The organism is Nocardia sp. NPDC004582, from assembly GCF_053602115.1.
Genome location: NZ_JBSGCY010000158.1, coordinates 1 through 14,021, shown reverse-complemented (window position 1 = coordinate 14,021; position 14,021 = coordinate 1). Strand labels below are relative to the sequence as shown.

Below are 14,021 nucleotides of genomic sequence, written 5' to 3'. Positions count from 1 at the left end.
CGCCGCGTGCAGCGCCGCGACCGCGCCGCCGCCGGGCGCGGGCACCTTGGCGGCCAGCTGGTCCAGGTACCCCCGCAGCGTCGAGTCACCGAACGTGGTGGTGTCCTGAGTCATGCGGGGTGGCCTCCCTTGGCAGTCCTGCTGGCATTACCCGGTTTTCGGGTGATTTCGCCGCCTACGGTACCGGTCGCGGAGCCGTCACCGGCAACCCGCCCGCAGTCGGTCGGAGAATGGGGCAACCCACCCGCTGTCAGTATGCAAATAGTTGGGTATTGTCCGGGTCATGCGTATCGGACTGTCGATCAATTACACCGACGGCTTCAAGGAGACCGCGGCCGAGGTCGCCGACCTCGAACGGGCCGGCCTGGACATCGTGTTCGTGCCCGAGGCGTATTCGTTCGACGCCGTGAGCGCGCTCGGCTACCTCGCGGCGAAGACCGAACGAGTGCAGCTGGCCTCGGGCATCCTGCAGCTCTACACCCGCACCCCCACGCTGACCGCCATGACCGCGGCCGGGCTGGACTACGTCTCCGACGGCCGCTACATCCTCGGCCTGGGCGCCTCGGGCCCGCAGGTGATCGAGGGCTTCCACGGCCTGCCCTATGACGCGCCGATCGGCCGCACCCGCGAGGTGCTCGAGATCTGCCGCAAGGTGTGGAAGCGCGAGCGCCTGGAATACAACGGCAAGTACTACAACATCCCGCTGCCCGAGGGGCAGGGCACCGGCCTGGGCAAGCCGCTCAAGCTGATCAATCACCCTGTGCGCGACAACATCCCGGTGCTGCTGGCCGCGCTCGGCCCGAAGAACGTCGAGCTGGCCGCGGAGCTGGCCGAGGGCTGGCAGCCGATCTTCTTCCTGCCGGAGAAGGCCGACGCGGTCTGGGGCGATTCGGTGAAAGCCGGTCTGGCCAAGCGTGATCCGGCCCGGGGCGACCTCGACATCTACGCCGGTCCGGCGCTGGCCATCGGCGACAATGTGGACGGCTGGCGCGAGGGCATCAAGCCGCACCTGGCCCTCTACATCGGCGGTATGGGCGCCAAGGGCAAGAACTTCTACCACGCGCTGGCCACCAAGTACGGCTACGGCGCCGAGGCCGACCGCATCCAGGAGCTGTACCTGGCCGGCCGCAAGGAAGAGGCCGCCAAGGTGGTGCCGGACGATCTGGTCCGCGACATCAACCTGATCGGTTCGGCCGGGTTCGTGAAGGAGCGGGTCGCCGCGTTCCGCGAGGCCGGTGTCACCGTCCTCAACGTGATACCGATGGCGGGCACCGCCGCCGAGCGCGTGAAGCTCATCGAGCAGCTGCGCGAGCTCCTCTGACCACTACGCACGAATGACGAAAGCCGAGTCCGGAGAGAACCGGACCCGGCTTTCGTCGTCTCGGGGCTGCAGCGGGCCGGCGCCACACACGCCGGGCCCACCGGTTCAGCGCAGCGAGCTGAGCGCGTCGTCGAGGGTGGAGTGCAGCGAGAACACCTGGTCCAGGCTGGTCATCTTCAGCTGCCGGCTGGTGGCGGGCCCGTCGGCCACCACCACCAGGCGGGTGCCGCCGGCGCGCTTGTGCACGCTGACCAGGGCCGCCATCCCCGCCGAGGCGAGGAAGCTGACGGCGGTCAGATCGATGACGAGCGCGGCGGGCTGGGCGGCGAGGGCGACGTCGATCGCGCTCTCCAGGGCGGAGGCGGTCGCCAGATCGACTTCGCCGGTCACGGTGAGGACCGTGGCCTCGTCGGTCCGGGTGACCGAGGTGGTCATCGTTTCGGCGAAGGGGTGGCCGTCTGCGGAATTAGTGGTCACGTTGTTCAAATCTGCCATGATCCGTCCGTTCGTGCTGCATCGTTTGCCACATCGGCACTGGCTCGCAGGTGAGCCGCCTGCCGAAGACCTGGCGACAGGCCCTGATTCACATTCTCCCGGCCGCCGAGAAGGACGCGGCCACCAGTCTCACCGACATCCGGACCAGGGTGCCCGGCCCGGAATGGTCGATATCGAGCTGATCGGTGAGCGCGCGCATCATGGCGATCCCGCGGCCGCGGTTGCCCGGATCCGCGGGCAGCGGCCGCCACACGCCGGAATCGGACACCTCGATGGTGAGGGTGTCCATGCCGCTGTCGGCGCAGAGCCGCACCCGGCCCGGCTCGCCGCCCAGATACGCGTGCTCGATGCTGTTGCTGCAGGCTTCGTTGGCCGCCGACACCAGATCCACCGCGAGATCGTGCGGGACGGCCGCGGCGGTCAGCCAGGTACGCAGTGCGCGCCGCAGCTGCGACAGCTCCCGGGCGTCGGCGGGGACGTCCAGACGCAGCGGCTGCGGCGGCTGCCGGTACACCACCATGGCGACATCGTCGTCGTAACCGCCGGTGGGGCGCAGCCGCGACAGCACCGAATCGGCCACCTCACGCGGCAATTGCGCTGCCACGCGCGATAATTCGTCGGCCAGTTCCACGAAGCGGTCGTCGATGTCGACTCCGCGCTGCTCGACCAGGCCGTCGGTGAACAGCACCAGCGTCGAGCCGGGCGCCATCGCGGTGGTGGCCTCCGGGCGGCGCGGAATATCGAAGGTGGCCAACGGGAACGCGCGCCCGCCCTCGAGCAGCCGACCCTGCTTGCCGGGTTCGGCCAGCACCGGGGGCATGTGCCCGGCATTGGAGTAGCGCACCAGCCCGCGCACCGGATCCAGGATGGCCGCGCACACCGTGGTGCACATCGCCCCCGGAATCCGGGCGGCCACCGTGTCGAGTTCGGCCAGCAGCTGCGCCGGGCCCGCGCCGCGCAACAGCAGGGCCCGTGCGGCCGTGCGCAATTGGCCCATCACCACCGCCGCGGACAACCCACGGCCCACACAGTCGCCGACCACCACGCCGATCGCGCCGTTCTCGAGGCGCACCACGTCGTACCAGTCGCCGCCGATCTCGAGCGGCGGCAGCGCGGGCTCGTAGTGCACCGAGAACCGCGGCGGCAGTTCGATCGGGCCGAGCATGGCGCGTTGCAGCGTCAGCGAGGTGGAGCGGGCCTGATCGAAGTTGCGGGCCCGCTGCACCGCCAGGCTCAGGTGCCCGACCAGCAGCGAGAACAATGCCCAGTCGCCGGGCGTGATCACCCGCGGCGCGGAGAAACGCAGCCACAGCGCCGAATCCCCGCTCTCGCCCAGCGGCGCCACGATGCCCTCGGAACTGGCCACGCCCTCCGGGATCGCGAACATGCTGCGCCCGGGCTGCAATCGGGCGCGGTCGAGCAGGGCGCGGGCGCGGGCGTCGAGCACGCGGCGGGACTCGGCGCCGCCGATCGGTTCCGCCTCGCCGCCGCCGGGCCGCCGGATGGGCTGGGTGATGTGCGGGGCCAGGCCCGCGGCGGTGTACCGATTGTCCTCGGATACATAAAGTTCCGGCCCGGTGTGGTGGTTGGGCCACACCGAGACCACCGCGGCCTCCGCGCCCACCGCGCGCCGCAGCTCCTCGAGCCCGACGGTGAGCACCTCCACCACGCTGGTGGCCGCGGCGACCGCCGTCGCCAGTCGCGACACCGCCTGATCGCGGGCCTGGGCATCGTGCTCGGCGGTGACGTCGCGCAGCGTGCCGACGAAAACCCGTTCCCCGTTCTCGGGTTTCACCAGTGAGGACGTCGACACCGCGAGCCACAGCCGGCGGCCGTCCCGATGCCGGATCGGCATCACGAACCGGGCGGCCTCGGTGCCCAGATCCGGGTAGCGCGGCGACTCGGGGGCGGTCCACGGATGGGGGAGCGCGTAGGGGATGCCGTCGGGCCCGTACCCGGTGAGCGCGCCGAACGCGGAATTGACTTCGATCAGCGTGCCCTCGGCGTCGACGACGAAGAACCCGTCCTGCAGCGACTCCACCAGCGCGGTCCGGAAGGCGTCGCGGCCCGCGAGATCCTCGGCGCGCGAACGCTGTTGCTCGTAGCGGCGGGTGCCGTCGAGGAAGCCGCGGGTGGCCACGTCCAGTGCCGCCATGGTCTGGAGCAGGAACTCCAGGGCGGCCTCGCTGCGGTCGGTGCCGTCCGGTGCGGGGCCCAGCCCCTCCCGTTCGAGCAGCCGGTAATGGTGCTCGGTGAGATCGAGGATGCTCACCCCCTCCACCAGTGCGCGCCGCCCGAGCTCGTAGCCCTCCGCGAGGGTGTTCTGATCGGGGGCGCGCAGGTGCAGTCGCAGCGCGGCGGCGTACGCCTCGCGGAAAGCGGCCAGTACCGCACTCACCACGGCCTCATGGCTTCACACTCGGAATGGGTTGGGAGGGATGGGATTGCCCGCGGTGGCGGGCCGCCAGCACCAGCGCGTCGTCGGTGTCCTTGGCGTGGCGGGCCAGGATCTCGGCGGTGATCTCCGAGGTCGGCTTGGACAGGTCGACGGCGTCGGCGAAATTCGAGGTGATGCCGTCGGTCGACATCAGCAGCAGGTCGCCCGGCCGCACCGGCACCGTCTGCGGTTGCAGGTTGGGCGGCAGCAGATAGCCGACGATGCCGCCCGAGAGCAGGACCGTGGCCCGGATGGCGGGCTTGCCGGGAGCCGCCGCCACGATGCGGGATTCGACATTGCCGACCCCCAGCCAGTGCACCCGGTCGCGAGAATCGAACAGCGCCAGCGAGACCGCCGCGCCGCGGGTGTCGCTCATGGCCCGATGACACAGCAGCATCAGCACATCGAGGGGCTCGGCGCGGTTCTCGGCGAGCACCTGCGCGGCCCGATCCGAGGCGTCCGCCGCGGCCGCGCCATGACCCAGACCGTCCAGCACGGCGAAGAGCACCGAGCCGCCACCCGCGTCCAGCACCACCGAGCGGTCGCCCGAAACCCGTTGTCCAGGCAGGGCGCGTCCGGCGACGGCCCATTCGACCGCGCCGATGTTGCCGTCCTCACGCACCGCTGGGGACCCACTTCCACATTTCGACGAGGGTGCCCTGGCCGGGCTCGGAATTGATGACCATGCCGTCCATCAGCCGCCGCGAGCCCGGAAGACCCAGGCCCAGACCGCGTCCCGTGGAATACCCGTCCTCCATGGCCCGCGGGATGTCTGGAATGCCCGGCCCGTTGTCCTTGGCCTGCACCACCATCGAGCGCCGGCCGTCACGATCCTGCACGCCCAGCCGGATCTCCCCGGTGCCCGCGTAGCTCGTGATGTTGCGCGCCACTTCGGAAATGGCCGTAGCGATCATGGTGCGGTCAGAAAGCGAGAAGCCGAGTTTGGCAGCCAACTCCAGCCCCGCTTGCCGTGCGGTCACGATGTCGTTGGACACGGTCACCGCGATCACCACGTCGTCAGCGGCCACGATCACGACCATCTTTTTGGCTGCGACTATGGATCTTCTTGTTCAGCCACGACAGGCCTTCCTCGAGGTCCAGCGCCGTGTGCATACCTTCGAAGGTGAGTCCCAATTGCACCATGGCGAAAGCGACTTCGGGCTGCAGGCCGACGATGACCGTCTCGGCGCCCCGCAGCTTGGTCATGTGGGCGATGGTACGCAGCGATCTGGCGGCAAAGGAGTCCATTACGTCGATTGCGGTGACATCGACGATGATGCCCTGGGCGCGATATCTGCTGACGTAGGTCATCAGATCGTCTTGCAGGCGCTCGGTATCGGCGTCGGTGAGCGCTGACTGCACCGACGCGATGAGATAGGTGCCCTGCTTCAGAATGGGTACCGGCATGAGCCCCGCCCTGGTTACCGTCCGTCGCGATCGGTGACGCGCGACACCTCGTAGCCGAGCAGCCGCTCCGCTTCCTCGATGCCACCCTGGAGGTCACCGACGGCGTTCATCTTCGACAGATCCAGGCCGATGGTGACCAGGGTAAGCGCGATCTCCGACGACAGGCCGGTAATGATGACATTGGCGCCCATCAGGCCCGACGCGTCGACCGTCTGCACCAGGTGGTTGGCCACCGTGGAGTCGATCGCGGGCACACCGGTGATGTCGATGACGACGACCTTGGCGCGGTTGGCGCGGATGGCGCGCAGCAGCTGCTCGGTGAGCTGGCGGGCGCGCTGGGAGTCGAGCACGCCGATGATGGGGAGGATGAGCAGCTGCTCACGCACCTGGAGCACCGGGGTGGACAGCTCGCGGATGGCTTCCTGCTGCTGGCGGATGACGCGCTCGCGCTCCTGCACGAAGGACACGGCCACGGTGTTGGCGATCCGGTTCGCGGCCGGTTCGTAGGCGTCGAGCACCAGCTTGAGCAGCTCGAAGTCGGACTGGTACTTCTCGAAGAGGCTGCGCGCCAGCACGTCTCGCAGCAGGAGCACGATGCCGACGACCTCGTCGGTCTCGACGCCTCGCGGGATGATGCGTTCGGACAGGTCGCGCGCGTAGGCCTGCAGCGCTTCGACGCTACCGGTCTCGAGCACCTCGACGTAGTTGTCGTAGACCGAGGTCGCCTCGGAGAAGATCTCCTCGGGGGTCATGGCGGTGAGCAGCTGGGCATCGGTGATGCGACGGGCCCACTCCTCGCGCAGTTCGGTGCGGTTCTGCCGCAAGTGCTCGACGAGCTGCGGGAGCAGATTGTCGACGGAATTCGCGGGCAGCGAATCCGCCGAGAGACCGATGGACACGTCGGACATGGAAACTCCTGCCCCTTTCGCTAAGGCCAGGTCGGGTGCTCACTTCCACGACCGTAGCCAGCCGTGTGCTCGGTGCCGACCCACATGGGAAGCCGGTGCCGAGCCTAGTCTTACCCACTACCCGATGGGTGCCAAACCAAACCGAGGTGGGCAGGCGATTTCGTGTCAGGTGTGCTGCTCACGGGTCTCGGCCCGGCTCAGTGCGGGTTCGGCGCCGCGATGATGGGCCAGCAGGGTGTCGTAGATATCGGCCAGCGCGGCCAGCTGGCCACGATCGAGCACATCCACCATGTGGCGGCGCACACTGTCCACATGCGCCGGCGCGGCCGAATCGAGCACGTGCACACCCTTGTCGGTGAGCACCGCCGCGGTGCGGCGCGCGTCGTCGGGAATCGACTCCCGCGCCACCAGCCCGCGCTTCTCCATCCGGGTGATCTGATGTGACAACCGGCTCTGCGACCACTCCAGCACCGCCGCCAGCTCGGCGAAGGACCGCCGATGATCCGGGGCGTCGGCCAGCCGGGCCAGCACCGTGTACTCCACATAGGTCAGATTGGATTCGCGTAGGGAGTCACGCCCGACCGCGGCGGCGATCAGATCGCGGGTGAACACGAATCCGAGCCACGCGCGCATCTCGACATCATCGAGCCAACGGGTCTGCGCCACAGTTCCACTCCCGGGTTCCGCCACCATGCCAAGTCCTCCCCGCCGCCGACAAGCACATCATGGACAGGTAACACCTGCTCGGTTGAAGGTGCAACCTGTACCTGTGCGGGGCCCGCAACCCCACCTGTCGGCGGGGGCGCGGCGGGCCCTGGATAGAGTCACTGTGCTTGAACCGTCGGCTGACCAGCCCCAGCCCTGCTCGAGGAGTCCGATTCGTGACCGCGCCTGATTTCCTGTACTCGGATCTGCTGCCCATCGGTAAGGACGACACGCCGTACCGGCTGCTCACCACCGAGGGCGTGAGCACGTTCGAGGCGAACGGGCGCACCTTCCTGCAGGTCGATCCCGAGGTGCTGCGGATGCTGACCGCGGAGGCGATGCACGACATCAGCCACTACCTGCGGCCCGCGCACCTCGCGCAGCTGCGCAAGATCATCGACGATCCGGAGTCCAGCGGCAACGACCGGTTCGTGGCGTTGGATCTGCTCAAGAACGTCAATATCTCCGCGGGCGGGATCCTGCCCATGTGCCAGGACACCGGCACCGCCATCGTGATGGGCAAGAAGTCCGAGGGCGTGCTCACCGGAGTCGATGACGCGGAATGGATTTCGCGCGGTGTGTTCGACGCCTACACCAAGCTGAACCTGCGCTACTCGCAGCTCGCGCCCATCAACATGTGGGACGAGAAGAACACCGGCAACAACCTGCCCGCGCAGATCGAGTTGTACTCGCAGCAGGGCGATCCCGCGCAGCCGTCGTACAAGTTCCTGTACATGGCCAAGGGTGGCGGCTCGGCCAACAAGTCGTTCCTGTACCAGGAGACCAAGGCGATCCTGAACCCCGATCGCATGCTGGAGTTCCTCGACGAGAAGATCCGCTCGCTGGGCACCGCCGCCTGCCCGCCGTACCACCTGGCGGTCGTGATCGGCGGCACCTCGGCCGAATTCGCGCTGAAGACGGCCAAGTACGCCTCGGCGCACTACCTGGACAACATGCCCACCGAGGGTTCGATGGCCGCGCACGGCTTCCGCGACCTCGAGCTCGAGGAGCAGGTGTTCAAGCTGACCCAGTCCTTCGGCATCGGCGCGCAGTTCGGCGGCAAGTACTTCTGCCACGACGTGCGCGTCATCCGCCTGCCCCGCCACGGCGCGTCCTGCCCGGTCGCCATCGCCGTGTCCTGCTCGGCGGACCGCCAGGCGCTGGCCAAGATCACCCCCGAGGGCGTGTTCCTCGAGCAGCTGGAACGGGAACCGGCGCAGTACCTTCCGGAGCAGACCGACGCCATCCTCGGCGGCGACGTCGTCAAGATCGACCTGAACCGGCCGATGTCGGAGATCCGTCAGGAGCTGTCGAAGTACCCGGTCAAGACGCGCCTGTCGCTGACCGGCCCGCTGGTCGTGGCCCGCGACATCGCGCACGCCAAGATCAAGGAGCGCCTGGACGCGGGCGAGCCCATGCCGCAGTACATGCGCGACATGGCCGTCTACTACGCCGGTCCGGCCAAGACCCCCGACGGCTACGCCTCGGGCTCCTTCGGCCCCACCACCGCCGGCCGCATGGACTCCTACGTCGACCAGTTCCAGGCCGCCGGCGGCTCGCACGTCATGCTGGCCAAGGGCAACCGCTCCGCACAGGTCACCAAGGCGTGCAAGGAGCACGGCGGCTTCTACCTCGGCTCCATCGGCGGCCCCGCCGCGCGACTGGCGCTGGACTGCATCAAGTCCGTCGAGGTCCTGGAATACCCGGAGCTCGGCATGGAAGCCGTGTGGAAGATCGAGGTCGAGGACTTCCCCGCCTTCATCGTCGTCGACGACAAGGGCAACGACTTCTTCGCCGAGACCTCGAAGCCGATCGCGCTGCGCGTGCGCGAGCGCTCCAAGGAGCGCGTCTAACCGGCGGAGGGCGGGCGCTGAGTCGCGGAATCGGCTGGCGGGTGCGAAGATCCGCGAACCGACCGGACCGGGTGTCCGGTTCGGGTATACCCGAGGCTGAACTTCGAACCTGGAGGCGTGCGGATGCGAGTGGTCGGTCCTGACCTGGTCGAGCGGCGACGACGGCCCGCCGGAACCCGGCGGGCGGCGGCGCTGGCCGTACTCGCCAGCGCGGGTCTGGTCGGCGGCTCGGTCACGGTGGTGACCGCGACTCGCGCTGCCGCCGAGCAGCTTCCGGACCAAGCCGCCGAGGGCGTCCCCTCCGCCAAGGCCATCGCCGCGGGCACCGAGGGGCTGGATCCCCGGCTGGCCGCGGCCTTCGCCGCCGCCGCGAGCGATGCCGACGCCGTCGGGGTCACCCTCTGGATCACCTCCGGCTACCGCACGCCCGGCGAGCAGGAAGCCCTCTGGGAGGACGGCTTACAGACCTACGGCAGCCCCGAGGCGGCGCGCCGGTGGGTGTTGCCGCCCGGCGAATCCACCCATGTGACCGGCCAGGCCATCGACGTGGGCCCGATCGAGGGCGCGCAGTGGCTGGAAGCCAACGGCTCCCACTGGGGCCTGTGCCGCATGTACGACAACGAGTGGTGGCATTTCGAGCTCGCCACCGTCCCCGACGGCCCCTGCCCGGCCCGCCTCCCCGACGCCAGCCGGCGCTGACCAGGCTCAGCGCTGGGTTTCGTTCTGCTGCAGCGGAATTCGCGGCGGTGGCAGTCGGTCGCGCACCCAGCCGATGGTCAGCTGGGTGAAGGCGCGGTTCGCGGCTGTGCGGTAGGCCTGGTCGCGGCGGAGTAGGGCGACGGTGCGGGTCGGCATGGGGGGATCGAGGTCGATCGCACGCAGGCCGGGGTAGGCCATGGCGATGGCGGGTGGGAGGACCGTGGCCAGTCCGGTGCGGCGGACTATTTCGATCACGGACTGGACTGCGTTGGCCTGCACCGCGATGCGGGGTGTCACGGCGTGGGCGCGCAGGTAGTCGTCGATGTGGCCGCGGGTGGCGAAATCGGGGCTCAGGAGCGCCAATTCGGCGTGGGCGAGGTCGGCGATCGGTAGGGGGGAGCGGGCGGTGCTGTGCTCGCCGACCACCAGGCTCAGGTTCTCTTCGAAGAGCGGGGTGGCTTCGACGCCGGGTGTGGGCGTGCCGAGGAAGGCGATGCCGAGGTCGAGGTCGTCGGCGAGGATCGCGGATTCCATGGCCTCCTGGGCGCTTTCGCTCACCTCCAGGGTGATGCCGGGGTGGATGGCGCGGAATTCGGCGATGAGGGGGCCGACCAGGTACGGGGTGAACGTTGGGGTGAGGGCGAGGCGCAGGGTGCCGCGGGCCAGGTCCTCCACATCGTGGACGGCGCGGTCGGCGGCGGTCAGTTCGCGCAGCGCGCGGCGGGCGTGCTCGGCGTACACCACACCCGCGTCGGTGAGGCGGACCGACCGTCCGGTGCGGTCGAGCAGTGGAACCCCCACCAGGCGTTCGAGCTGACGGATCTGCTGGGAGAGTGTGGGCTGGGACAGGTGCAGGTCCTCGGCCGCGCGGGTGAAGTTGCCGTGCTCGGCGACGGCGAGCAGGTAACGCAGATGCCGGAGTTCCGGGGTCACAGCACGACTATAGATGACAGCAATGGAGTCCATCGATAGCGAGTCTTGGACACTATAGCCACTGGTCGGGCAGGGTGAATGGCATCGGCCCGATGAGGGGGCCGCCGCACTCGGAAGGAGTTCCCATGCCGAACCTCGCCGACGGTCTCGGACGGTTCCAGCGCGATGTCTTCCCCGGCAAGGCGGGGCTGTTCGCCCGCCTGGCCGGCGACCACCGCCCGGGTGCGCTGTTCATCGGCTGCTCCGACGCCCGCGTGGTGCCCGAACTCATCACCTCCGCCGAAGCGGGTGAACTGTTCGTCATCCGCAACGCCGGCAACCTGGTCCCGCCCCACACCCCGGGCGCGGCCAGCGGGGTGGTCGCCAGCATCGAGTACGCGCTGGGCGTGCTCGAGGTCAGCGACATCGTGGTGTGCGGTCACTCGGCGTGCGGGGCGATGACCGCGCTCGCCGAGGGCCAGGACCTGTCCGGCCTGCCCGCGGTGGCGGGCTGGCTGCGGCACGCCGACGCCGCCCGTGCGGCCGTCGATCCCGAAATCACCGGCGCCGCAGCGGTATCCGTGCTGGTTCGGCACAATGTGGTGGCACAGCTGGCCAATCTCGCCACCCATCCCGCGGTGGCCCGGGCCCTGGCCCGGCGCACCCTGACCCTGCACGGCTGGGTGTACGACATCGGCTCCGGGCGCGTCGAGGCGCTCGACGCCGACGGCGAATTCTCCACCCTCGCCGCCTGATTCCCCTCCCTTCGAAAGGAAACCTCCCATGGTGCACGCACAGTTCGACCCGACCGCCCGCGAAGCCCTGGCCGACGCCGCCGTCGCCGCCAAGATCGCCAAGGACCTGACCTGGCAGCAGATCGCCGACGCCGCCGGACTCTCGCCGGCCTTCACCACCGCCGCCATCCTGGGCCAGCACCCGCTGCCGGAGAAGTCGGCGCTGGCCGTGGCCGAGCTGCTCGACCTCGACGCCGACGCGGCCCGCCTGCTGCAGACCATCCCGCTGCGCGGCTCGATTCCCGGCGGCGTCCCCACCGACCCGACCATCTACCGCTTCTACGAGATGCTGCAGGTCTACGGCACCACGCTGAAGGCCCTGGTGCACGAGCAGTTCGGGGACGGCATCATCTCCGCGATCAACTTCCGCCTGGACGTGAAGAAGGTCGCCGACCCCGAGGGCGGCGAGCGCGCGGTCATCACCCTGGACGGAAAGTACCTGCCGACCAAGCCGTTCTGAGTCGCGACGTCCCCGTTGCCGGGACATGGCCCGAATGTCCGGAATCGGAAGCCGTTCGGTCATGTCCGGGCACCGGGCGGTTCAACTGGCCGCCCTACCGTCGTGCGTGGGGGAGCACAGCGGACGGAGATGTGATGCTGGAACCGCGACTTCGAACCATGTGGCTGGCCAACGCGGCGAGCGGGGCGGCGGCCGTCGCCGTGCGCACGCCGCGCCCGATCTTCGCCGACCGGACCCGCACGCCCCGCGAAACGGTGGTGGCCACGGATCTGGAACTGGTGACGGTGACCGCTGATTCGGCCATCCTGACCTGGACCACCCGAGCCCGCGACCGGGCCGGGCGACTGCGGCCGGTCCCCGCCGACACCGAGGTGCGCCTGGCCCCCGCCGACGGCCGCGGGGAGCCGCGTACCTGGTTGTACGAGGGGCGGCGGACCGCCTACCACTACGCGGAGATCCGCGGTCTGGAACCGGGCCGCGCCTATCGGTTCGAGGCGTACTCCGACGGCCGCCGGGCCGTGCCCGCGCGCACGCTGGTGACGCGGCGTTCCGGAACACCGGAATCCACCGGGATTCTCACCACCGCGACCCCGCCGCCCGGGCGGCTGATCCGCACCATCGCGCTCGCCAACGACCTGCACTACGGCGAACCGGCCAGCGGCCTGTTCGCGGGACTGTTCGAGGGCCTGCGCCACGGCACCGACGAATATCCCGAATTCATGCTCAGCGCCCTGCTCGAGGATCTGCGACTGCCGGACCGGGCCGCGGACCACCTCATCGTCGCGGGTGATCTGACCGATTCCGGCACGGCCGAGCAGGCCCTCGGTGTCCGCGCCCAGCTCGACGATTGGGGCGAGCTGGGCCGGGACTACTTCGTGTGCCGGGGAAACCATGACGTTCGTCCCCCGGACGAGCCCGATCACTGGGGTGCGATCTTCCATCCGCGCGACCGCCTGCACGAGTATTTCGCCGGCGGACTGCGCATCATCGGCCTCGACACCACCCGGGTGCGCGGCGCCGGCGGCACCCTCGCCCCGCCGCAGCTGGCCCATCTGCGCGAACTGCTGCGCGGCGAACCCGACCGTCCGACACTGATCTTCGGCCACCACCCGGTGACCCGGCATGCGGCGGTGAGCAATCCGGGCGGGCCCGGGTTCGTCCTCGATCGTTCCAACGCGGCCGCGCTGCACGCCCTGTACGCGAGCGCGCCCGGGGTGTTCCTGCACCACAGCGGGCACACCCACCGGAATCGGCGTACCCGCCCCGATTCCGGGATCGGCGTGGAATTCCTGGAAGTGGGTGCGGTGAAGGAGTATCCGGGCGGATACACCCTGATCCGTGTCTACGAGGGCGGATACACGATCAACTTCTACAAGACGCGGTCGGAGGCGGCGCGGCGCTGGAGCACGCGCACGCGCAGCCAATATCTGGGGCTGCATGCCGATCACGCCCTGGGTAGTTGTGCCGATCGTAATCACGTTGTCCTGCGCGATTTTTCGGGTTTGTCCGGTTAGTCGGGAGCAATCCGGCCGACGCACCGCAATATTCGGTCAATACGACCCGAATGTTCGTTCTGTTCGGCATACTGCCTGGTGCGAGTGCGCACGGCGACGGCTCGTTCACCGGTGTGCGCACGCCGCGGGTTCCACATCCTGGTTCGGCACTTCTTCAGCAACGGAGGCACGGTGGGCAGGCAGGGCAGGCAGTACCGTTCGAATCACGGCACACTCCGGCACCAGCGCCCGCCCGTCCGCATCGCCCAGCGCCCCGTCCACCCCTGGAGAGACATCTTCTTCGCGACCAGCTGGCTGATCTTCGAACTCCCCACCGCGGTACTGCTCGCGGTCTTCGTGGGCACCGGCTGGCTCGGGTACCTCCAGCACGCGGGCACTCCGGCCCAGCCGCGCTCGGCGGTCGTGGTGCCCGCCGACCCCGCCCGGCCGGACGGGCGCTGACCCGATCGACGGGATCACGGCGAATCCGATCCACCTGAACCGCAGACGAATCGACCCCGGTGCCGCATCAGCGGC

16 protein-coding genes are annotated in these 14,021 nt (G+C 69.3%); 7 read left to right on the top strand and 9 right to left on the bottom strand.

Annotated elements, in window-relative coordinates; genetic code table 11:
• On the bottom strand, nucleotides 1-114 hold a 114-nt coding region (locus ACWELJ_RS29520), incomplete at its 3' end, for a cyclodeaminase/cyclohydrolase family protein (protein WP_452369388.1).
• 169 nt (nucleotides 115-283) lie between these two features.
• On the opposite strand from ACWELJ_RS29520, the gene ACWELJ_RS29515 reads away from it, so the two are divergent.
• Nucleotides 284-1,321 carry an LLM class F420-dependent oxidoreductase gene (locus tag ACWELJ_RS29515; RefSeq protein ID WP_452369385.1) on the top strand — a complete coding sequence of 346 codons (1,038 nt, stop codon included), beginning with the start codon at nucleotides 284-286 and terminating at the stop codon, nucleotides 1,319-1,321.
• Nucleotides 1,322-1,426: 105 nt separating this feature from the next.
• Here ACWELJ_RS29515 and ACWELJ_RS29510 read toward each other — a convergent pair whose 3' ends face one another.
• From ACWELJ_RS29510 to ACWELJ_RS29480, 7 genes are all read right to left on the bottom strand, one after another.
• On the bottom strand, nucleotides 1,427-1,756 hold the full coding sequence (locus tag ACWELJ_RS29510) for an STAS domain-containing protein (RefSeq protein WP_452369387.1): 330 nt from the start codon (nucleotides 1,754-1,756) through the stop codon (nucleotides 1,427-1,429).
• A 148-nt stretch (nucleotides 1,757-1,904) separates the two neighbouring features.
• Nucleotides 1,905-4,214 (bottom strand): SpoIIE family protein phosphatase, encoded by a 2,310-nt coding sequence (locus ACWELJ_RS29505; protein ID WP_452369384.1) that lies wholly within the window; start codon nucleotides 4,212-4,214, stop codon nucleotides 1,905-1,907.
• Nucleotides 4,215-4,221: 7 nt separating this feature from the next.
• Complete coding sequence (locus tag ACWELJ_RS29500; RefSeq protein ID WP_452369383.1) at nucleotides 4,222-4,875, bottom strand: SpoIIE family protein phosphatase; 654 nt, start codon at nucleotides 4,873-4,875, stop codon at nucleotides 4,222-4,224.
• Nucleotides 4,868-5,293 (bottom strand): anti-sigma regulatory factor, encoded by a 426-nt coding sequence (locus ACWELJ_RS29495; protein WP_379107213.1) that lies wholly within the window; start codon nucleotides 5,291-5,293, stop codon nucleotides 4,868-4,870. Before ACWELJ_RS29495 ends, ACWELJ_RS29500 begins: the two co-directional genes overlap by 8 nt.
• A complete protein-coding gene (locus tag ACWELJ_RS29490) occupies nucleotides 5,271-5,660 on the bottom strand; it encodes an STAS domain-containing protein (RefSeq protein ID WP_033085409.1) in 390 nt (129 codons plus the stop codon). The genes ACWELJ_RS29495 and ACWELJ_RS29490 overlap by 23 nt, the downstream gene beginning before the upstream one ends.
• 14 nt (nucleotides 5,661-5,674) lie before the next feature.
• Entirely contained in the window at nucleotides 5,675-6,568 is an 894-nt protein-coding gene (locus ACWELJ_RS29485; protein WP_357284127.1) for an STAS domain-containing protein, read from the bottom strand.
• Nucleotides 6,569-6,733: 165 nt separating this feature from the next.
• Nucleotides 6,734-7,234: a MarR family winged helix-turn-helix transcriptional regulator gene (locus ACWELJ_RS29480; RefSeq protein ID WP_452369382.1), complete on the bottom strand. Its 501-nt coding sequence runs from the start codon at nucleotides 7,232-7,234 to the stop codon at nucleotides 6,734-6,736.
• Nucleotides 7,235-7,449: 215 nt separating this feature from the next.
• Between ACWELJ_RS29480 and ACWELJ_RS29475 the strand changes: the two genes are divergently transcribed.
• Nucleotides 7,450-9,126, top strand: a complete 1,677-nt coding sequence (locus tag ACWELJ_RS29475; protein WP_452369381.1) for a fumarate hydratase — start codon at nucleotides 7,450-7,452, stop codon at nucleotides 9,124-9,126.
• Between the two features lie 123 nt (nucleotides 9,127-9,249).
• Nucleotides 9,250-9,825: a M15 family metallopeptidase gene (locus ACWELJ_RS29470; RefSeq protein WP_452369386.1), complete on the top strand. Its 576-nt coding sequence runs from the start codon at nucleotides 9,250-9,252 to the stop codon at nucleotides 9,823-9,825.
• Nucleotides 9,826-9,831: 6 nt separating this feature from the next.
• Here ACWELJ_RS29470 and cynR read toward each other — a convergent pair whose 3' ends face one another.
• Nucleotides 9,832-10,791, bottom strand: a complete 960-nt coding sequence (cynR, locus tag ACWELJ_RS29465) for a transcriptional regulator CynR (protein ID WP_452369380.1) — start codon at nucleotides 10,789-10,791, stop codon at nucleotides 9,832-9,834.
• A 92-nt stretch (nucleotides 10,792-10,883) separates the two neighbouring features.
• On the opposite strand from cynR, the gene ACWELJ_RS29460 reads away from it, so the two are divergent.
• The 4 genes from ACWELJ_RS29460 to ACWELJ_RS29445 all read left to right on the top strand — a co-directional run bounded on the left by ACWELJ_RS29460 (nucleotide 10,884) and on the right by ACWELJ_RS29445 (nucleotide 13,946).
• Nucleotides 10,884-11,492, top strand: a complete 609-nt coding sequence (locus ACWELJ_RS29460; protein WP_452369379.1) for a carbonic anhydrase — start codon at nucleotides 10,884-10,886, stop codon at nucleotides 11,490-11,492.
• A gap of 28 nt (nucleotides 11,493-11,520) precedes the next feature.
• Nucleotides 11,521-11,991 carry a cyanase gene (cynS, locus tag ACWELJ_RS29455; protein WP_357085320.1) on the top strand — a complete coding sequence of 157 codons (471 nt, stop codon included), beginning with the start codon at nucleotides 11,521-11,523 and terminating at the stop codon, nucleotides 11,989-11,991.
• Nucleotides 11,992-12,125: 134 nt separating this feature from the next.
• Nucleotides 12,126-13,505, top strand: coding sequence for a metallophosphoesterase family protein (locus tag ACWELJ_RS29450; RefSeq protein ID WP_452369378.1), 1,380 nt, complete (start codon nucleotides 12,126-12,128; stop codon nucleotides 13,503-13,505).
• A gap of 171 nt (nucleotides 13,506-13,676) precedes the next feature.
• Nucleotides 13,677-13,946 carry a hypothetical protein gene (locus ACWELJ_RS29445; RefSeq protein WP_452369377.1) on the top strand — a complete coding sequence of 90 codons (270 nt, stop codon included), beginning with the start codon at nucleotides 13,677-13,679 and terminating at the stop codon, nucleotides 13,944-13,946.
• The last annotated feature ends 75 nt before the right edge of the window (nucleotides 13,947-14,021 follow it).

Excerpts from the sequence above, each read along its gene's own strand:
- ACWELJ_RS29515 (WP_452369385.1), top strand. The coding sequence starts at position 284 with ATGCGTATCGGACTGTCGATCAATTACACCGACGGCTTCAAGGAGACC.
- ACWELJ_RS29450 (WP_452369378.1), top strand. The coding sequence starts at position 12,126 with ATGCTGGAACCGCGACTTCGAACCATGTGGCTGGCCAACGCGGCGAGC.
- ACWELJ_RS29490 (WP_033085409.1), bottom strand. The coding sequence starts at position 5,660 with ATGCCGGTACCCATTCTGAAGCAGGGCACCTATCTCATCGCGTCGGTG.
- ACWELJ_RS29470 (WP_452369386.1), top strand. The coding sequence starts at position 9,250 with ATGCGAGTGGTCGGTCCTGACCTGGTCGAGCGGCGACGACGGCCCGCC.
- ACWELJ_RS29495 (WP_379107213.1), bottom strand. The coding sequence starts at position 5,293 with ATGGTCGTGATCGTGGCCGCTGACGACGTGGTGATCGCGGTGACCGTG.
- ACWELJ_RS29460 (WP_452369379.1), top strand. The coding sequence starts at position 10,884 with ATGCCGAACCTCGCCGACGGTCTCGGACGGTTCCAGCGCGATGTCTTC.
- cynR (WP_452369380.1), bottom strand. The coding sequence starts at position 10,791 with ATGGACTCCATTGCTGTCATCTATAGTCGTGCTGTGACCCCGGAACTC.
- ACWELJ_RS29485 (WP_357284127.1), bottom strand. The coding sequence starts at position 6,568 with ATGTCCGACGTGTCCATCGGTCTCTCGGCGGATTCGCTGCCCGCGAAT.
- ACWELJ_RS29510 (WP_452369387.1), bottom strand. The coding sequence starts at position 1,756 with ATGACCACCTCGGTCACCCGGACCGACGAGGCCACGGTCCTCACCGTG.
- cynS (WP_357085320.1), top strand. The coding sequence starts at position 11,521 with ATGGTGCACGCACAGTTCGACCCGACCGCCCGCGAAGCCCTGGCCGAC.